The sequence below is a fragment of the Nocardioides sp. L-11A genome, assembly GCA_029961745.1.
GTDB lineage: Bacteria > Actinomycetota > Actinomycetes > Propionibacteriales > Nocardioidaceae > Nocardioides.
Genome location: CP124680.1, coordinates 550312 through 568943, shown reverse-complemented (window position 1 = coordinate 568943; position 18632 = coordinate 550312). Strand labels below are relative to the sequence as shown.

15 protein-coding genes are annotated in these 18632 nt (G+C 72.1%); 2 read left to right on the top strand and 13 right to left on the bottom strand.

Annotated features, from left to right (window positions below):
• Positions 1-85: 85 nt before the first annotated feature.
• Positions 86-1195 (top strand): NDMA-dependent alcohol dehydrogenase, encoded by a 1110-nt coding sequence (locus tag QJ852_02590; GenBank protein WGX97331.1) that lies wholly within the window; start codon positions 86-88, stop codon positions 1193-1195.
• A gap of 309 nt (positions 1196-1504) precedes the next feature.
• Here QJ852_02590 and QJ852_02585 read toward each other — a convergent pair whose 3' ends face one another.
• From QJ852_02585 to QJ852_02570, 4 genes are all read right to left on the bottom strand, one after another.
• Positions 1505-2413, bottom strand: a complete 909-nt coding sequence (locus tag QJ852_02585; protein ID WGX97330.1) for an ABC transporter permease — start codon at positions 2411-2413, stop codon at positions 1505-1507.
• 1 nt (position 2414) lies between these two features.
• Positions 2415-3515: a hypothetical protein gene (locus tag QJ852_02580; GenBank protein WGX97329.1), complete on the bottom strand. Its 1101-nt coding sequence runs from the start codon at positions 3513-3515 to the stop codon at positions 2415-2417.
• A gap of 152 nt (positions 3516-3667) precedes the next feature.
• On the bottom strand, positions 3668-5239 hold the full coding sequence (locus QJ852_02575; protein ID WGX97328.1) for an ABC transporter ATP-binding protein: 1572 nt from the start codon (positions 5237-5239) through the stop codon (positions 3668-3670).
• 49 nt (positions 5240-5288) lie between these two features.
• The gene (locus tag QJ852_02570) at positions 5289-6440 is read right to left on the bottom strand and encodes a BMP family ABC transporter substrate-binding protein (GenBank protein ID WGX97327.1); all 1152 of its coding nucleotides are present in this window, start codon (positions 6438-6440) and stop codon (positions 5289-5291) included.
• A gap of 170 nt (positions 6441-6610) precedes the next feature.
• On the opposite strand from QJ852_02570, the gene QJ852_02565 reads away from it, so the two are divergent.
• Entirely contained in the window at positions 6611-8098 is a 1488-nt protein-coding gene (locus QJ852_02565; protein ID WGX97326.1) for an aldehyde dehydrogenase family protein, read from the top strand.
• A 92-nt stretch (positions 8099-8190) separates the two neighbouring features.
• Here QJ852_02565 and QJ852_02560 read toward each other — a convergent pair whose 3' ends face one another.
• From QJ852_02560 to QJ852_02520, 9 genes are all read right to left on the bottom strand, one after another.
• Entirely contained in the window at positions 8191-9195 is a 1005-nt protein-coding gene (locus tag QJ852_02560; protein ID WGX97325.1) for an ABC transporter substrate-binding protein, read from the bottom strand.
• 95 nt (positions 9196-9290) lie between these two features.
• Positions 9291-10070, bottom strand: coding sequence for an ABC transporter ATP-binding protein (locus QJ852_02555; GenBank protein WGX97324.1), 780 nt, complete (start codon positions 10068-10070; stop codon positions 9291-9293).
• 28 nt (positions 10071-10098) lie between these two features.
• Positions 10099-10953 carry an ABC transporter permease subunit gene (locus QJ852_02550; GenBank protein WGX97323.1) on the bottom strand — a complete coding sequence of 285 codons (855 nt, stop codon included), beginning with the start codon at positions 10951-10953 and terminating at the stop codon, positions 10099-10101.
• Positions 10946-11761, bottom strand: coding sequence for an ABC transporter permease subunit (locus QJ852_02545; GenBank protein WGX97322.1), 816 nt, complete (start codon positions 11759-11761; stop codon positions 10946-10948). Before QJ852_02545 ends, QJ852_02550 begins: the two co-directional genes overlap by 8 nt.
• A gap of 267 nt (positions 11762-12028) precedes the next feature.
• A complete protein-coding gene (locus tag QJ852_02540) occupies positions 12029-13513 on the bottom strand; it encodes an amidohydrolase family protein (protein ID WGX97321.1) in 1485 nt (494 codons plus the stop codon).
• Positions 13510-14112, bottom strand: coding sequence for a thiamine pyrophosphate-dependent enzyme (locus QJ852_02535; GenBank protein ID WGX97320.1), 603 nt, complete (start codon positions 14110-14112; stop codon positions 13510-13512). Before QJ852_02535 ends, QJ852_02540 begins: the two co-directional genes overlap by 4 nt.
• A complete protein-coding gene (locus tag QJ852_02530) occupies positions 14109-14633 on the bottom strand; it encodes a thiamine pyrophosphate-binding protein (protein ID WGX97319.1) in 525 nt (174 codons plus the stop codon). Before QJ852_02530 ends, QJ852_02535 begins: the two co-directional genes overlap by 4 nt.
• A complete protein-coding gene (locus QJ852_02525) occupies positions 14626-18012 on the bottom strand; it encodes a molybdopterin-dependent oxidoreductase (GenBank protein WGX97318.1) in 3387 nt (1128 codons plus the stop codon). Before QJ852_02525 ends, QJ852_02530 begins: the two co-directional genes overlap by 8 nt.
• Entirely contained in the window at positions 18009-18563 is a 555-nt protein-coding gene (locus QJ852_02520; protein WGX97317.1) for a 2Fe-2S iron-sulfur cluster-binding protein, read from the bottom strand. Before QJ852_02520 ends, QJ852_02525 begins: the two co-directional genes overlap by 4 nt.
• Positions 18564-18632 lie beyond the last annotated feature (69 nt).

Genomic DNA, 18632 nt, shown 5'->3' with positions numbered 1-18632 from the left:
AGTCAACGTCTCGCATTGCGCAATCATCCGACGTCCCTTACGGTCAGGTGGACAGCACCTGCGAGGACACGAGAAGGATCTGCTCATGCGAACCAGAGGCGCGATCGTCCGGACGGCTCCCGGCCCCTACGAGGTGGTCGACCTGGAGGTCTCCGACCCGGCCGAGGGCGAGGTCCAGGTGCGCCTGGCCGCCGCCGGCCTGTGCCATTCCGACGACCACATCGCCGTCGGCGACTCCCCCGTCGCGATCTACCCCTTCGCTCTCGGCCACGAGGGCGCGGGCGTCGTGACCAAGGTCGGTCGCGGTGTCACCGACCTGACCGAGGGCGACCACGTCATCTTCTCCTTCCTGCCCGCCTGCGGCCGTTGCCGCTGGTGCGCCAGCGGGATGCAGAACCTCTGCGACGAGGGCGGCAAGGTCTGGATGGCACCCGAGGTGCCCCGCCTCCACCTCGCCGACGGCGGCGACCCGGTCGGCCAGATGTGCGGCGTGTCCGCCTTCGTGGAGACCACCACGGTCGACGCCCGCTCCGTCGTGCGGATCGGCGACGACCTCCCCCTCGACAAGGCCTGCCTCGTCGGTTGCGGCGTCGCGACCGGCTGGGGCGCGGCAGTCAACTCCGGCGCCGTCCGGCCCGGCCATATCGTGATCGTGATGGGCATCGGCGGCATCGGCATCAACGCCGTCCAGGGTGCCGTCCACGCCGGCGCCACCACGGTCATCGCCGTCGACCCCGTCGAGTTCAAGCGCGAGGAGGCCAAGCGCTTCGGCGCCACGCACGCCTTCGCCACGATGGAGGAGGCCGCCGAGATCGCCCGCCAGCACAGCAACGGCCAGGGCGCCGACGCCGCCATCGTCACGGTCGGCGTGGTCACGGGCGAGCACGTCGGCGAGGCCTTCGCGGCCATCCGCAAGGGCGGCACCGCCGTCGTCACCGGCCTGGGCAACAACGCCGCCATCGGCGCCCCGATCAGCCTGACCGAGCTCACGCTCTACCAGAAGCGCATCCAGGGCTCGCTCTTCGGCCAGTGCAACCCGACCGCCGACATCCCGGCGCTGCTCGACCTGTACCGCGCCGGCGTCCTCAAGCTCGACGAGATCGTCACCCGCACCTACGCGCTCGACGAGATCGGCCAGGGCTACGAGGACATGCACGCGGGCCGCAACCTGCGCGGGGTCGTCCTCTTCGACTGACGCAGCAGCACACGCACGGCGACGGGGCCGCATCCGATCGGATGCGGCCCCGTTGTCGTGCCGGGTCGTGCTCGCCTCGCCGGTCGGGCGGCTGGCGTCGGGCGGGCAAGTAACACGCCGTCCACCCGACTGGGCGACGGTTCTCAGCGCGAAAGGGGCTGAAAGGGCCGGGATCTCGTACGAGAACCGTCGGGTAGTGCGATGGACAGCGTGTTACTTGGGAGCAGGGCCGGCCTACGTGAACAGCGTGTTGCTTGGGCGCGGACCGGCCCCCACACGACCGGCCCGCCGGCCGACCGGTACAGCGCGCTATCTCGCCGGCGCGAACGGCTGCCCCAGCGCCAGTGGTCGTTTGGACCGGGCGCCGAGGAGGGCGAGCGACACCAGCGCCAGCAGGTACGGCGTGGCCGCGAGCAGCTGCGGCGACACGGAGTACCCGATCGCGGGCAGTGCCAGCTGCAGGCCCTGGGCGATGCCGAAGACCGCGCACGCGCCGATCACGCCGCGCAGCATCCAGCCGCCGAAGATCACCGCCGCGATCACGATGTAGCCGCGTCCCGCGGTCATGCCGGAGGTGAACGAGCCGGACTGGAAGACCGACAGGTAGGCGCCGCCGACGCCCGAGCACAGACCGCAGAAGAGCAGGGCCTGGCGCCGCCGGGCGTTGACGTCGATGCCGGTCAGGTCGCCGGCGACCGGGTCGTCGCCGGCCGCGCGGAGCTCGAGGCCGACCCGACGGCGGCGGACCCACCAGATGACGAACAGCAGCGGCAGCAGCAGGTAGACCACCCAGGGCTGTACGAAGAACGCCTTCCCGATGATCGGCAGGTCGGACAGCAGCGGGATCCGCCAGGCCGAGCTGCCGGGGATGTCGAGCATCGTCGTGGACAGCAGGTAGTTGGTCACGCCGAGCACCAGCACGTTGAGCGAGAGGCCCACGACATAGGTGTTGAGCTGCAGCCGGTGGCTCAGGTTGCCGTGCACGAAGGCCACCGCCAACCCGGCGAGCATGCCGCACAGCAGCCCCACGACGGGCGAGCCGGACGCCGAGGCGCCGTACGCCGCCGCGAAGGCGGAGCCGAGCATCATCCCCTCGACCGAGAGGTTGAAGGTGCCGGCCCGCTGGGCGACGTACTCCCCCAGGCCGGCGAAGAGCAACGGCACCATCAGCGGCACCGACGCGGTCAGGATCGTCTCGAGATCCGTCGTCAGATTCATCTCAGGCCTCCACGGAGCGACGGATCCGGCGCCGGCGCACGGCCGCGAGCAGGACGGGGGGACACAGCAGGGCGACCACGATGGCGGCGGTGATGACGTTGACGATGTCGACGGGGATGCCGTCGCCGCCGAGCAGTCCGCCGCCGGCGACCATCGCGCCGAACACGAGGGCCAGCAGGACGCTCACGCCGGCGTTGGTCCGCGCGGCGAGGGCGATGAGCAGGCCGCTCCACCCGATCGAGCTGGAGACACCGGGGTTGAGCTGGAAGCTCTGGCCCATCAGGATCGCCGCGCCCGCCGCGCCGGCGAAGGCGCCGGAGGCCGCGACGGCCAGCGAGCCCAGCCGGGGTGCACTGATGCCGATCGTGCCGGCGACGGCCGGGTTCTGGCCGAGGATCCGCAGCCGGTAGCCGGCGTGCGCGGAGGCGAGGAACCAGGCGACCAGGACGGCGGCGACGAGCGCCAGCACGAACGCCAGCGGTACGTCGACGCCGAGGATGTGGATCGTCGGCAGCATCGCCTTCTCGGGCACCCGCGGCGACTGCGACGCCGTCCCGCCGCCGAGGACGCCGTCACCGTCGTCGTGCAGCGGACCGTCGCCGCTGATCAGCGCGGTGAGGAGCTGTTCGGCGAGGAACACGAGGAGCAGCGAGCTGACCACGATGTCGACGCCGCGCCCGAACTTCAGCAGGGCGGCCAGCAGGGCCCAGCCCGCACCGGCCACCGCGGCGCCGGCGAAGGCCAGCACGATGGTGACCGGCCCGGAGGCGTCGACGTGGAAGACGACGAATCCGGCGCCGATCGCGCCGAGGGTGACCTGGCCCTCCTGGCCGATGTTGAACTGCCCGGCCCGCATGCAGATCACCGCACCGACGGCGACCAGCAGGAGTGGTGCGGCGGCGGTGAGCATGTAGCCGATCGAGATGCTGCTGCCGACGCTGCCCTCGAACAGGTTGCCGAGGATGACGCCCGGGTCGTGACCGGTCGCCCAGCCCAGCAGCAGCCCGACCCCGATGCCCAGCGACAGGAAGGTCAGGAAGGCGAGGACCTGCTCGGTCGCCGGCCGGGTGCTCGAGCGCAGCATCCCGACCAGGCCGCCCATCGCGGCATCGGGGCCGCGGCGGGCGCCACCGCGCGGCGGGGGTGGGGTCGCGTCCTCCTGGACCGGCGACTCCGAGACGTCGGTGCTCTGAACGGGGTCCCCGGGTGCTTGTTCGGGGGAGCGAAGCGGAGGAGAAGAAGGACTTGGGGTGTTCATGCGGACACTCCTCCCATCAACAGGCCGAGCTTCTCGGGGTCGGCCTCGGCTCGGGCCAGCTCACCCTGGATCCGGCCCCGGTAGATCACGGCGATGCGGTCGGAGAGCTGCATGATCTCGTTCAGGTCGGACGAGATGAGCAGCACGGCCACGCCGGCGGCGGCCGCCTGGCGCATCCGCTCGTGCAGGTCGGCGACCGCGCCGACGTCCAGGCCGCGGGTGGGCTGGGCGAGCACGAGGACCGCCGGCCCCGCGGACATCTCCCGAGCGAGGACGACCTTCTGTTGATTGCCGCCCGAGAGCGAGCGCATCGGCTGGTCGACCGAGGCGACGGCGATGTCGAACTCCTCGACGAGTCGCTCTGCCAGGCCGTGCAGTCTGCGCCGGGAGACGATCCCGGCACGCGAGAGCGACTTCAGCCCGGCCAGCGCCAGGTTGTCCGCGACGGACATGTCGAGGATGCAGCCGGACGTCTTCCGGTCCTCCGGTACGACGCCCACGCCGGCCTTGCGCGTCGAGCCCGGTCGACCGACCGGAACCCGCTGCCCGTGCACCCGGACCTCGCCGTCCTGCAGCGAGAGCGAGCCGGCGAGCAGCGCGGACAGCCACTGCTGGCCGTTGCCCTCGACGCCGGCGACGCCGACGATCTCGCCCGCCCGGATCTCGAGGTCGAGCGCGTCGAGTGCGCGAGTGCCCTCGTGGGTGGCGGTGGCGCCGACGATGCGCAGCACCGGCTCGCCGTCCGCCCGTCCGGCCGGACCCAAGGGCGCCACCGGCTCCGGGTTCCCCGCCGGCTCGGCCGCGACCGGCGCCGGGTCGGCGCCGATCGCGGCGGCCACGTCCGCCGTACCGGGCAAGTCGCGCCCGATCATGTGGCGGGCGAGGTCGGCCACCGGCGTCTCCGCGGGGATCACCCGGGAGACGACGCGACCGCCTCGCATCACCGTGGCGCGATGGGCGACCGCGGTGATCTCGGCCAGGTTGTGGCTGATCAGGACGACCGAGCAGCCGTCCTGGTCGACCAGCCGGCGGAGCATGGTGAACAGCGAGCGGGACTCCTGCCGGGTGAGGACCGCGGTCGGCTCGTCGAGGACGAGCAGCCGCGGCCGGTCGATCAGGCAGGTGACCAGCTCGACGCGCTGCTGCTCCCCGACACTGAGGTCGCCGACCATCGCCCGCGGGGAGACCTCGAGGCCGAAGCGCTCGCTGACCTCCTCGATCTGCGCGATCGTGTGGTCCCGGTCGACCCGACCCTCGCCGCTGAGGACCACGTTCTCCCAGACCGACAGCGTCGGGATGAGGCTGTAGTGCTGGTGCACCATCCGTACGCCGAGGGCGCGGGCCGCGTTCGGGTCGCGGATGACCGTCGGCTCACCGGCCAGGGTCACCTCTCCGCGGTCCGGGCGGACCAGCCCGAGGAGGATGTTCATCAGGGTCGACTTGCCGGCGCCGTTCTGCCCCAGCAGGCCGTGGATCTCCCCCGGCGCGACCTCGAAGTCGACGTCGAAACAGGCCGGGACCCCGTTGAAGTGCTTGGTGATGCCGGCCATGCGGAGCGCCGGCGCCACCGTCTCCACCTCCGGTCGGGAAGCTGCAGCCTCACTCATCATCGTCGGATCAGGACGCGCCGGCCATGCCGAACAGGTCGATCTTGCCGGCGTTGATGTCCGCCTGCGCCTGCTCGATCGCCTGGCTCATGGCGTCCTTGCCGTCGCCCGCACTGTCGCACGCGTGGACCGCGGGGACCGGGTCGACACCGAGGCGCCAGTTGCGGGTCACACCGAGCTCGAGCTTGCCCTCGGCGAAGAGGTCGAGCATCGGAGCCAGGTAGTAGCCGGGGGCGAAGACGACCTCGCCGATGAAGTCGGCGTCGCTGGAGTCGCAGAAGGTCTTCGGCGAGCCGAGCACCGGGATGCCGGCCTCCTTCGCCTTCTTGGCGACCGCGACGGTCGGGGCGCCGAAGTACGGGTAGACCGCGCCGATGCCCTGGGAGGCCTGGGCGTTGAAGCCCTCGACGGCCTTGCCGACGTCGATCTGGTCGCCGGTGTAGGTCTCCACGACCTCGGCGTCGGGCACCTGGGCCTTCACGCCCTCGGAGAACACCTTGCCGATGGTGGTGTTGAACGGGGCAGCGATGCCGGACAGGAAGCCGGTCTTCTTGATGTCGTTGGCCTTCATGTACGCGCCCATGGCGATGCCCGCGACGTACGCGTAGTCGAGGCCGACGTCGTAGGACTGCGTGAAGGTCTCGTCCTGCTCCGGCGAGCCGTAGCCGCCCTGCAGGTAGAAGAAGGTGTCCTTGCACAGCGGGTTGGACGCCGCGGTGACGCCCTGGGCGAGCTGGGCGTCGCTGATCACGATCAGGTCGACCTTCTGGCGGCACAGGTTCTCCGCCGCGGTGACCGCCTGGGTCAGCGGGACCAGGCCCTGGACGGTGTACTCCCAGTCGTGCTGGTCCGCGGCGTAGGCCACCGCGTCCGCCGTGCTCTGGTAGTAGGTGCCGTCATTGGTGTCGCCCGAGGTGATGACGCCGATGGACACCTTGCCGTCGCCGTTCTGGTCCGGCTGGCTCTTCGGGACGGCGCCCTCGCCCGCCCACTGGGGTGCGGTCGCCGTACCGGGCTCGCCGATGGCCTCCCCGCGCGCGACCGCGAACGGGTCGGGGCCGTCGAAGCCCTTCTCCTTCTTCGGCTCGTCGCTGGAGCCGCAACCGGCCAGCGCGAGCATGGCGACAGCAACGCAGGCTGCTGAGAACTTCTGGATTCGCATGTTTCTCCGCCCTCGATCCATCCGAGTAGTGCGTGACTTTGCGGGTCGTTCCGACCTGGTCCGAGTGCCTGCCGGCCGAGCCCCGGGAACTGCGCCAGCATGCACCAGCCCGTCTCGCAATGCAACACATCATCTTGACTATTGTGATCAGCGGGCCGGACGATAGGGCTGTGACCACGGACACAACGACCCCCGCGACACCCGCCCCGAGCTCCGCTCCGAGCGGCGATCACCCCGGCACCTTCATCGGCGGCAGCTGGCTCGAGCGGGACTCCGCGTTCCCCTCCGTCGACCCCGCGACGGGCGAGACCTTCGGCCGGATCTCGGCCAGCGAGGTCGCCGACGTCGACCGTGCCGTGTCCGCCGCCCGCGCCGCCGCGCGCGACTGGTCCCGGCGCTCACCCTCCGAGCGCGGCGCGATCCTCGGCCGCTGGGCGGGCCTGGTCTTCCAGCACCAGCACCGCCTGGCGGCGCTCGAGGCGCGCAACGTCGGAAAGCCGCTCTCCGGCGGGCTCCTGAACGTCCAGATCGCCGGCTCGATCCTGCAGTTCACCGCCGGCGGCGCCGACAAGCTGACCGGCGCGACGCTGCCGACCCGCTCGCCCGACTACTTCGGCTTCACCCGTCGCGAGCCGCACGGCGTGTGCGCGATCGTGCTGCCCTGGAACGTCCCCGCGGTCCTGTGCGCCGCCAACCTCGCGCCGGCGCTGGCCGCGGGCAACACGGTCGTGCTGAAGCCGTCCGAGGTCGCCCCGCTGGTGATCCACGCGCTCGTCGAGCTCGCGGAGGAGGCCGGCCTGCCCGCCGGCGTCCTCAACGTCCTCACCGGCGTCGGCGTCGAGCTCGGCGCCACCCTGGTCAGCCACCCCGGCATCGACCACATCAGCTTCGTCGGGTCCGTCGCGACCGGCCGCCTGGTCATGCAGGCCGCCGCCCGGAACCTGATCCCGATCAAGGTCGAGCTCGGCGGCAAGTCGCCGAACGTCGTCTTCGCGGACGCCGACCTGGACGTCGCGGTACCTGCCATCGTGCGGTCGATCACCGAGAACGCCGGCCAGAACTGCAACGCCGGCTCGCGCCTCCTCGTCGAGGCCGGGATCGCGGACGAGGTCCGCGCCCGCGTGCTCGCCGCGATGGGCGAGATCCGGATCGGCGCCTGGGACGACGACCTCGACATGGGCCCCCTGGTCAACCAGGCCCAGCACGCCCGCGTGAGCAGCCTGGTCGAGGGCGCGCTCGGCGACGGCGTCGAGCTCCTCCTCGGCGGCACCCGCCCCGAGGGGCGCGACGCCGGCAACTTCCTGTCCCCCACCGTGCTCGAGGTGACCGACCGCAACGCCGCCATCGTCGGCCAGGAGATCTTCGGACCGGTGCTCACCGTCGAGACCTTCGCCGGCGACGACGACGCCATCGCCCTGGCCAACGGCACCGACTTCGGCCTGCTCGCCTGCATCTGGACCAGCGACGTCTCCCGCGCGCTGCGCATGTCCGCCGAGATCGACGCCGGGCAGATCTCGGTCAACCAGTTCTCCGACGCCGGCGTGATCGGCATGCCGTTCAACATGGCCAAGCAGAGCGGGTTCTCCTCCGGCAACGGCTACCGCGGACTCTACGAGTTCACGCGGGAGAAGGCCGTCGCGGTCAAGCTGCTGGGCTGACACCGCCGCGCCACACCCGAACGGGCGCCCGGACCAACCGGTCCGGGCGCCCTCGTTCGTCCTCGGGAGCCGCGCCAGACAGGCGCGCTCCGCTACTTCGTCGTCACGTACGACGGCACGAAGTCCTCGGGCGAGGGCGGGTCGTCGAGGCGGTCCTGGCCCACGAGGATCTCGCCCATCCGCTCGAGGGCGCCGGTGTCGACCCTGGCCTCGTAGATGTTCTCCGGCAGGGTCTTCAGCACGGCGGCGTCCTGCTTGCACTGGGCCGAGGCGAGCTTGAAGCGCTCGTCGTCGTTGGCCGGGTCGTTGAACGCCTCGTTGGTCTCGATCAGCGCGTCCTGGAAGGCCTTGAGCTCCTTCTCCTTGTCCTTCGCCTCCTTGCCGGTCGCGACATAGCCGGCGAAGACCAGGTTGCTGCCCTCGCCCGCGACGACATAGGGGTCGCCGAGGCTGACCAGCCCGAGCTCCGGGTCGACGTTCTGGGCCGGTACCTGCGCCGCGGCGACCTTGCCCGAGGCGACAGCGGAGGCCAGCTCGTTGAACGGCAGCGCCACGAACTTGACCGAGCTCGGGTCACCGCCCTTCAGCTTCATCCACTGGCTCGACGCGATCTGGTTGATGCCGCCGACCTCGTTGACGCCGATCGTCTTGCCGTTCAGGCCGGCGGCGTCGGTGATCCCGGCGTCCTTGGCCACGACCATGGCGTTGGCGGCGTCCGCCTCCACGCTGGTGGTCTCGTAGGCGGTGGCGATCCACTTGAGGTCCAGGCCCTGGTCGATGGCGATCATCGTGGAGAAGGGGTTGGCGAAGGCCAGGTCGATGTCGCCGCTCTGCAGGGCGGTCAGGGCCGCGGCGCCGCCGGTCGACTTCACCAGCTCGACGTCGACGCCGTGGTCGGCGAACAGGCCCTTCTCCTGGGCCCAGTAGACGACCTCGTTGCACAGGCCCAGCGTGGTGACCCGCAGGCTGCCGCCGTCGGCACCGGCGTCGTCGTCCGACGACGACCCGCACGCGGCCAGCGTCGTACCGAGGCCGAGACCGAGGACGCCGGCGACCGCCAGCCGGCGACGCAGAGGGAATGCATGACGAGCTCTCATGGCGCGCCCTTTCGTTGGGAGGGATTCGATGGGAGGGGAGGGGACATCGCCCCGCGACGGGTGCCGCGGGCGAGCTGGGGGCGACACTCGGCGGGTCAGGCCGTCGCCGGGGTGTCGGGCCGCATCACCAGGCGGAACACCTCGCTGCGGAGCTTGGCGAAGCGGGCGTCGAGCTTGGTCTCGACCTGGTCCCGCGGCCGGGGCAGGTCGACGGTCAGGTCGGCTGCGATCCGGCCGGGGTTCGCCGCCAGGACGACGATCCGGTCGGCCATGTAGACCGACTCGTCGATGTCGTGGGTCACGAACGCCACGGTCACGTCGTACTCGTGGCGCACCCGGAGGACGAGGTCCTCGAGGTCGGCGCGGGTCTGGGCGTCGACGGCCGCGAAGGGCTCGTCCATCAGCATCACCGTCGGCTCGGTGACCAGCGCCCGGGCGATGGCGACCCGCTGCTGCATGCCGCCCGACATCTGCCAGGGGTACATCTCCCCCTTGCCCGCCAGGCCCACGGACGCGAGCGCGTGCTCCACGCGGGAGCGCTGCTCCTCCTTGGACAGGCGCGACGCGGTCAGGGCGGTCGTGAGGTTGCGACGCACGCTCATCCACGGGAACAGCGAGCGGCTGTAGTCCTGGAAGACGACGGAGAGTCCCTCCGGCGGCCCGGTGATCGGATCGTCGCCGAGCCGGATCTCGCCGCTGGACGGCTTGAGCAGGCCGGCCATCATCATGAGCAGCGTCGACTTGCCGCAGCCCGAGGGCCCGACGATGCTGACGAACTCCTGGGACCGGATGGTCAGCGAGGTCTCGGTGAGCACCTCGCGAGCCTCGACCCCGCGGCCGTAGGACTTGCGGACTCGGTCGACGACGACATTCATCGGTTCACTCCCTGTGGGTGCCGGTGGATCACAGTGCGTCGAGACCGCTGCGCCGCTGCCAACGCAGCAGCCGGGTCTCGATCCTGCCGAAGGCCAGGTTGAGGACGATCCCGATCAGGCCGATCAGGACGAAGGCGGACCACATGTCGAGGTAGCGGAAGCTCGACTGGGCCACGACGATCTGGAAGCCGAGACCCTCGGTGGTGGCGTACAGCTCCGAGATCACCATGAGGATCAGCCCGATCCCGAGGCTCACCCGGAGGCCGGCGAGGATCTGCGGCGCCGCGGCCGGCACGATCACCCGGAGGTAGAGCACCCAGTGCGGGACGCGGAGACTGCGGGCGCTGCGCAGCCACATCGGGTCGACGCCGGCGACGCCGTCGGCCGTGTTGATCATGACCACCCAGACGCTGCCCAGGAAGATCAGGAAGACGTTCATGTTGCTCGCGACGCCGAAGATCTGGACCGCGATCGGCAGCAGCACGGTGTTGGGGATCGCGGCGAAGAAGCGGACGACCGGGCCGTACATCTGGGCGATCACCCGGCTCCGGCCGAGCACGACACCGCATCCGATGCCGACCACGACGGCCAGACCCCAACCGCGGGCGAAGCGCGACAGGCTGGTCGTCACCTCGCTCCAGAACAGGTCGGAGAGGAAGAGCTGCGAGGCCGGTCCCCCGAGCCAGACGTCGCCGAAGTTCTGGAGGATCCGCGAGATCGGCGGCACGAAGAGCGACCCGCTGACCCGGCCGTAGACCTCCCAGAGCACCAGCACGAGCGCCAGCAGCCAGAGGTTGCCCACGCCCGACGCGGTACGCCGCAGGGCGGTCACCGCCCGGCCCGGCCCCGCCGTCGTCGAGCCCGTCAGCTGCCGGCTAGTCATGGGCCACCCACCTCACGAGCCGGCGCTCGGCCCGGACCAGCGCGGAGAAGAGCAGGGCGCCCGCGGTGCCGAGCAACAGGACGCCGGCGTAGACGACCTCGGGGCGCGAGGCCTGCGTGTACTGGACGAGGACCGTGCCGACGCCGTACCGCGCGCCGAGCAGCTCGGTCGAGATCACCACGACCAGCGCGATGCCGACGGCGACCCGGACACCGGTGAGGATCGAGGGCAGCGCGCTCGGCAGCGTGACCAGCGCCTGCTGACGCCACCAGCCCCAGCGCAGCGAGCGGGCGACGTCGCGGCGCATCGGCTCGGTGGTGGCGACGCCGTAGATGGTGTTGATCAGGATCGGCCACACCACGGCGTACAGGGCGATGGAGACCTTCATCTCCATGCCCAGGCCGAAGATGAGCACGCCGATCGGGATCAGCGCGGTGGCCGGCACCGAGCGGAAGGTGTTGACCACCACCATGGTCGGGCGCTGGAGGAAGGCGAAGCTGCTCGCGACCAGGCCCACGGCCACCGCCACGAGCGAGCCGACGAGGACCGTGATCCCCGTGGCCGCGGCACTGTCGACGGCGCCGGCCAGGAAGTCCCCGTCGCCGAGGATCGTCGGCAACGCCCCCAGCACCGACCACGGGCCGGGGAGCGACGAGCGGGGGACGACGTCCAGGGTGCCGAGGAGCTGCCAGAGCAGCAGCAGGCTCACCACCCCCGCCACCCCCAGCGCGGCCGGGCCGGCTCGGTCGGCCCAGCCGGTCCAGCCGGCCCGTTCCGGGCCGCGGACGGCTGCTTGGTCGGTCTGCATCGGACCCCCTGGGGAGGACGGTGATCTCTCGGGCGGCGTGACCCCGGTCACGTTCTGACGAACGTAGGGCGTCCCCGGGCCCATGTCAATATGCGAGTCGATATCTCGCATAGCAATATGACTCTGACGTGGGTCGGGGAGGGGGTTCACCCGCCGGGCCCCGCAGTAACACGCCGTCCACGTGCCGAAAACTGCAGTAACACGCCGTCCCAGCAACGTGGACGGCGTGTTACTGCGAGCAACGGCGTGTTACTTCGGCGCGAGCGACTAGTGACAGACCGCCGAGCCCCCGCCGACAGCGGCCTCGACCTGCTCCAGGACCGGCCGCACCTCCTCGAACCGGGCGAGCCGGTCGGGCAGGGTCGTCCAGATCCGGGTGGCGATCTCCCGCGCCTCGGCACGGATCGCGTCCTCGTCGATGCCCGGGAAGCGGCGGTCGACGAAGACCCCCTCGCCCGCGACGTAGACGCTGCGGACGGCCGAGCCGAGCTCGGCGTACGCCAGTTGGTGGCGCAGCTGCTCGGCCGGCGCGGGCCAGACGTAGTCGGTGTCGATCACGGTCAGATCGGCTGCCGCGCCGACCGCGAGGCGGCCGACGTTCGCGCCGAGCGCGGCGGCGCCGTGGTTCCAGCACATGCCGAGGCCGTCGTTCGCCGTCGGCCAGGTCTCCGGCGGCCCCTGGACCCGGTGCAGGATCGTGGAGAGCTTGAGCGTCTCGAACATGTTCTGCGTGTCATTGCTCGACGCCCCGTCCGAGCCGATCGCGACCTTCGCGCCCGCCCTGAGCAGTGCCGGCACCGGTGCCACGCCCGCGCCCAGCTTGAGGTTGCTCGCCGGGTTGTGGACGGCGACCGCGTCGGTCTGCGCGAAGAGCTCGATCTCCTCGGGGCTCAGCCAGATCGCGTGCGCGAACGACGCCCAGTCCTGCAGGGCGTCGAGCTTCGCGAGGAACTCCACCGTCGAGACGCCGTAGCGCTGCTGGGCCATCCGGATCTGCGACTGCGCGGAGAGCAGGTGCGTCTGCATCCGGACGCCGCGCGTGCGCGCCGTCTCGACGCTGGCCTCGAACAGCTCGGTCGAGCACCGCGGCAGGGACGACGGCCCGAGCAGCGGCTGCAGCAGCGGCGACCTGCCCTGCCAGCGGTCGACGAACCGGTTCGCCGCCGCGAGCACCACGTCGGGGTCGGCGACCGGCGGCTTGCGGAGCTCCGCGCCGCCGGGCACCAGGTCGACCGGGATCGAGGAGAAGAAGTCGAGGTCGGAGTACTGGATCGCGACGTTGGCGCGGAAGCCGAGGTCGGCGTACGCCTGCATGATGGCGTCCATGCCGTCGTCGACCCACTCGTTGTCCGAGCGGGCGCAGTCGAGCACGGAGGTCGCGCCGCTGCGGACCATCTCGATCGCGCCGACCATCGCCGACACGTAGAGGTCGCGCGGCGAGAGCCGGGCGCCGGCGCCGCCGTACGACGCGACGACCATCCACGCGTCGAGCGGGAGGGCGTCGCACAGGCCCTTCTCGATGGTCTGGTTGGAGTGCGTGTGCGCGTTGACCAGGCCCGGGATGAGCAGGTCGCCGCCGACATCGACAGAGTCGGTCGACTCGGCCGCGCCGGCACCCGCCTGCGCGAGCCAACGGTCGGCGGCGCCGGGGCCGAGGTCGGCGATGACGCCGTCCACGACCACCACGTCGCCGAGCTCACCGCCGTGCTCGAGGTCCAGCAGCCGGGCGTTGCGCAGCAGCCGTGTCGTCATCCTTCGTCACCCTTCGATCGTTCCCAGTTCGCCAGTGCCGTCCGGAACTCCCGCTGCGCCTCCGCGCCCGAGAGCTCGCCCGGCCCGCCGTACGGCGAGGGCTCCGGGTCGACCTCGACGACGAGCATCGCCGGTCCGGGTGCTGCTCCGAGCAGCTCGCCGAGCAGCTCCGGGAGCGCCTCGGCGGATGTGTCGCGTGCGACGGTGCGCGCGAACGGCCAGCCGGCCCCCCGCGCGATCGCGGCCAGGTCGGCGGCGGCGCCGGCCGCGAGCGGCTGGCCCCCGCCCGTCTCGTAGCGGCCGTTGTTGAACACGACGACACGCAGGTTCGCGGGCGCCGCGTCGGCGATGGCGAGCAGCGAGCCGAGGTTCATGACCAGGTCGCCGTCGCCCTCGAGCAGGACGAAGTCCAGGTCCGGCCGGGCCAGCGCGGCACCGAGCGCCAGGCCGGGCGCCGCGCCCATCGGGTCGGACGCGTAGAACGTCGGATTGCTTCCGCCGTGCTCGCGCCACGCGCGGCCGGCGGTGCCGAGGCTCGCCACGACGACGTGCCCGGGCGCGGCCGCGGCGATCGCCGCGGCCACGTCGCCGCGCCTCACGAGGACTCCCCGAGCAGCGCCCGGCGCGAGCAGAGCAGCACGACCGGCCGCCGCAGCAGCCACGCCTGCTCGCTCGCCCTCTCGAACAGCCAGTCGTCGGCCGGACCGTCGACGTGGTGCACGGTCAGCCCGGCCGCGGCCGCGACGCCGGCGGTCACCTGGCCCTTGTACATCTGGTAGTAGAAGCCGTCCTCGGCGCCGCCCCGGGCGGCGGCCACGACGACGAGCGGCAGCTCGTGGTGGTGGGCGAACGCCGCCAGCACGTTGGCCGACAGCAGCACGCCGGCGTTCTGGCACAGCACCGCCGAGCGCAGCCCCATCAGGGCGGCGCCGCCGGCGATCGCGACGGCGTCGTCCTCGCGCGTCACCCGGACGTCGACGACGCCCGGGTCCGCGACCACCTCGCCGATCAGCGGGCTCAGCCAGCTGTCCGGCAGGTACGCCGCGAGGCCCACCCCGCCGGCCTTGAGCCGGTCGACGATCGCCGTACCCCGCGCGGTCGCGGTATCGACGTCAGTCATCGTCACTCCTCTTCATCACGTCCTCGTCGAGCAGTCGCTCGGTCGCTTGTCGGGCCAGGCCGACGGCGGCGTCGAGCTTCCATCGGTTCCCCGGCAGTGGATGGGCCTCCCACGAGAGGTCCTCGTCGAGTACGGCGGCCACCGTGTCGGCCGTCGGGACGGTGCCGGCCAGCACGCGCCCGAGCCGGGGCGGCTGCCAGGGCTTGGGCGCGAGCCCGCCGAAGACGTAGCGCGCGGCGGCCCAACGACCGTCGGGGCCGACGCTCGCGCAGGCGGCGAGCGACACCAGCGCGAAGTCGCCGTCCCACTGCTGCAGCTTGACGAAGGTGCCGCGCGCCGCCAGGGCGGAGGCCGGCAGCACGATCGCCTCGACCAGCTCACCGGGGCGCAGGTCGAGCTCGCCCGGACCGGCGTACAGGCCGGCGATCGACACCCGGCGCGAGCCGTGCGGGCCGGTGACCACGACCGTCGCCTCGAGTGCGTCGAAGACGGTGGCGAGGTCCGAGGGCGTGACCGCCTGGCAGCGGTGCCCGCCGATCGCCGCGTGGTGCAGTCGGTGGTCGCCCTCGACCGCGTAGCAGGGGCAGCTCACGCCGCCGCGCTTGTAGCAGTCGAAGCCGTTGCGGAAGAACCAGCAGCGCTTCTCCTGGCCGAGATTGCCCGCGACGGTCGCCACCTCGCGGATCTGGGCGGAGGCGATGGTCGCGACCGCCGACGCCACCATCGGCACCCGGTTCCCGGCCCAGGTGGCGAGCTCGGCGAGGGTCACCGCGGCGCCGATCCGCCAGCCGCCACCGGGCTCCTCGTCGATCGTGCGCATCGACGCGATCGCGCCGGTGCCGACCAGGATCGTCGGGAAGAGCAGCTCCTGGTCACGCTGGACCAGGACGTCGGTGCCGCCCCCGATCACCGTCGCGTCGGGCGAGGCCAGCTCGGCCACGGCCTCCGCGACCGTCGCCGGGAGAGCGACCCGCTCGACCGGCCGCGGCGTACGACGGCGCGCGAAGCGCGTCCCCCAGCGGTCGAGCAGCAGGTGGATGCCATAGGGGTAGAGCGCGCGGAAGAGGCCGATCTGCCAGCGCCGCGGCCGCCGGGCCAGGTGGTGCCTGCGCGGCGCCACGCCGTCGCGCTCCCGCAGCCCCGCGAGGACGACATCGGGTGTCAGCGGCAGTTCGCGGAAGCGGATGCCCGTGGCGTCGTACACGGCGTTGAGCAGCGCCGGCGCGGCCGGGATGAGTGCGATCTCGCCGACGCTCTTGGCGTTGAACGGGCCGGCCGGCTCGGGCCCCTCGATGAGGTCGACGTCGATCGACGGCACCGTCGTGGCGCGCGGCAACGGATAGTGGACATAGCCGGCGTTGACCAGGCGGCCGCCCTCGTAGTGCAGCTTCTCCCCCAGCGCCGCGCCGAGGCCCTGCACGGCGCCGCCGATGATCTGGCCCTCGACGAGGGCGGGGTTGATCGCCTTGCCGATGTCGTGGATCGCGGCATAGTCCAGCACCCGGATCACGCCGGTGCCGGGGTCGACCTCGACCTCGATCGCGTGCGCCGCGTAGGCGTAGGTCGCCGAGATGTTGGGCCGCTCGATGCCCGTCCAGTAGGGCTGCATCCTCGGCTCGACGTACTCGGTGTCGATGCGGAGCGCGCCGTCGGCGGACTCGTCGGCGAGGTCGACCAGGTCGGCGATCGCGATGCGGTCGCCGTCCGAGGCGACATGGCCGTCGGCCAGGGCGACATCGGTGGTGCCGAGCTTCTCGGCGCCGAGCTCGCACAGCCGCGCGGCCATCGCCTCGGCGCTCTGGCGCACGGCATGCCCGCCCATGTGCGTGCCGCGGGAGGACCAGGCGCCCATGTCGGGCGGGGTCTCGTCCCAGTCGGACATGATCACGCTCACCCGGTCCATCGGTACGCCGAGCACGTCGGCCGCGATCTGGCCGAGGATCGTGCGCTGGCCGGTGCCCGCGTCGGCGCCGCCGAAGCGGACGACGACCTCGCCGGTGGTGCGCACCTCGATGCCGGCAGCGCTGGTGTTGCCGCCCGGGTAGGCGTAGGAGCCGCTGGCGTGCATGCCGGAGGAGACGCCGACCCCTCGATAGGGACGGCGTTCCGGGCCGCGCTTGGCGTCCCAGCCGATCCGCTCGCGCACCTCGGCGAGGCACTCGCGCAGCCGGTTGGAGCCGACCTGCGAGCCGGAGAGCTGGGTGGTGTCGGGCAGGCCGGCGTTGGCGATCCGGAACTCGATGGGGTCCTGGCCGCACTTCTCGGCCAGCTCGTCCATCAGCGTCTCGAGCGCGATCGCGGTCTGCGGCTGGCCGTAGCCGCGGAACTGGCCGCCGGGCACCAGGTTGGTGTCGACCAGGCGGGCGTCCCAGCGCACGGCGTCGGGACGGTACATCGAGCCGAGCTGCTTGATGCCGGCCCGCATCACCGACGGGCCGTAGTGGTTGTAGGCGCCGTTGTCGACGTCGATGACCGCGTCGAGGAAGCAGAGCCGGCCGTCGGCGTCGGCTGCTGCGGTGAGGGTCGTGGTGAAGGCGTGCCGCGGCTTGGTGAACGCGAACTCCTCGGCCCGGCTGAGCTCGAGCAGCACCGGCCGGCCGCACTTCATCGACAGCGCGGCGGCGAGCGCCTCGTGCTCGGAGATCTTCGACTTCGAGCCGAAGCCGCCGCCGACGGACACGTCGCGGCACACGACCTGGTCGAGCTCGAGCCCGAACAGTGCGGAGAGCTCGTGCACGACGAAGTGGGGCGCCTGGCTGGAGGTCCACATCTCCAGGCGCTCGTCGTGCCACCACGCGATGGTGGTGTTGGGCTCCATGCAGGCGTGGTTGACGCGGGGATAGCGGAAGGTGCCCATGGCCGAGACGGTCGCGTTGGACTCGGCGAGGGAGATGTCGCCCCAGTGCTCGGCGGTGGCGACAGCGACATTGCCGCCGGCCTCACGCCGGTGCAGCTGCGGGGCACCCGGGGCGAGCGCGTCGGGCACGGTCAGCAGCGGCTTGCGCCGGCGGTAGCGGACCCGGATGGCCCGGATCGCCTCCTCGGCCGCCTCGGCGGTCTCGGCGGCGACGGCGGCGACCTCGTGGCCGACGTACAGCACCCGGTCGACGGCCATCGGCGGCCGGTCGGAATAGGGGCCACCGCTGTGCTCGTAGAGCCGGCCCTCGGGGAAGTCGGCGGCGGTGACGACGGCGTGGACGCCCGGCACCCGCAGCGCCGCGGACACGTCGAGGCGCTTGATGTCCGCGTGCGGCAGCGGCGAGCGCAGGACGCGCGCGACCAGGGTGCCCGCGGGCGGCTCATCGGCGGCGTACCGCGCGGTGCCGGAGGTCTTCTCCGCCCAGTCCAGGGGGCGCACGGACTGCCCGATGGCGCTCATCGCGCGTCCCTCCTGGAGCACTGCCGGCTCTGGGCGACGGCACAGACGGCATCGACGATCTGGCAGTAGCCGGTGCAGCGGCAGACGTTGCCCGACAGCTCGCGGACGATCTCGTCGCGGCTCCGGTCGACGGACGCGCGGAGCACGGCCTCGGCGCGGACCACCTGGCCGGGCGTGCAGAAGCCGCACTGGAAGGCGGCATGGTCGGCGAAGGCGGCCCGCAGGTCGGCCGCGGCATCGCCGAGGCCGGCCGCGGTGGTGACCTCGTCGGTCACCAGCGCGGCCAGCATCGTGCAGGACATCACGGCCCGGTCACCGACCAGGACCGTGCAGGCACCGCACTCGCCACGGCCGCAGGCCTCCTTGGCGGCGTACTTGCCGGAGGCCCGGAGGACGTCGAGCAACGACGCTCCGGGCGCTCCGAGCGGGACGGCGTCGCCGTCGACCCGCAGCGTCGCACTCTCAGCCTGGACCCGTGGACGGCCGCCTACTGCGCGACCCTCCAGCGGCGCGCCCGCGGCGTTGCGGCCGCTCGAAGGGCGATCCGGCACGACGTCGCGCCCGCGCCTTGCGGGCACACCCCTGGAAGGCCGCTCGCTACGGCGCCCCTCCACGGGTCC

Bases quoted from the DNA above. Each gene is read 5' to 3' on its own strand.
- QJ852_02530 (WGX97319.1), bottom strand. From the start codon at position 14,633: ATGACTGACGTCGATACCGCGACCGCGCGGGGTACGGCGATCGTCGAC.
- QJ852_02590 (WGX97331.1), top strand. From the start codon at position 86: ATGCGAACCAGAGGCGCGATCGTCCGGACGGCTCCCGGCCCCTACGAG.
- QJ852_02545 (WGX97322.1), bottom strand. From the start codon at position 11,761: ATGCAGACCGACCAAGCAGCCGTCCGCGGCCCGGAACGGGCCGGCTGG.
- QJ852_02585 (WGX97330.1), bottom strand. From the start codon at position 2,413: ATGAATCTGACGACGGATCTCGAGACGATCCTGACCGCGTCGGTGCCG.
- QJ852_02540 (WGX97321.1), bottom strand. From the start codon at position 13,513: ATGACGACACGGCTGCTGCGCAACGCCCGGCTGCTGGACCTCGAGCAC.
- QJ852_02525 (WGX97318.1), bottom strand. From the start codon at position 18,012: ATGAGCGCCATCGGGCAGTCCGTGCGCCCCCTGGACTGGGCGGAGAAG.
- QJ852_02550 (WGX97323.1), bottom strand. From the start codon at position 10,953: ATGACTAGCCGGCAGCTGACGGGCTCGACGACGGCGGGGCCGGGCCGG.
- QJ852_02570 (WGX97327.1), bottom strand. From the start codon at position 6,440: ATGCGAATCCAGAAGTTCTCAGCAGCCTGCGTTGCTGTCGCCATGCTC.
- QJ852_02555 (WGX97324.1), bottom strand. From the start codon at position 10,070: ATGAATGTCGTCGTCGACCGAGTCCGCAAGTCCTACGGCCGCGGGGTC.
- QJ852_02560 (WGX97325.1), bottom strand. From the start codon at position 9,195: ATGAGAGCTCGTCATGCATTCCCTCTGCGTCGCCGGCTGGCGGTCGCC.
- QJ852_02580 (WGX97329.1), bottom strand. From the start codon at position 3,515: ATGGGCGGCCTGGTCGGGATGCTGCGCTCGAGCACCCGGCCGGCGACC.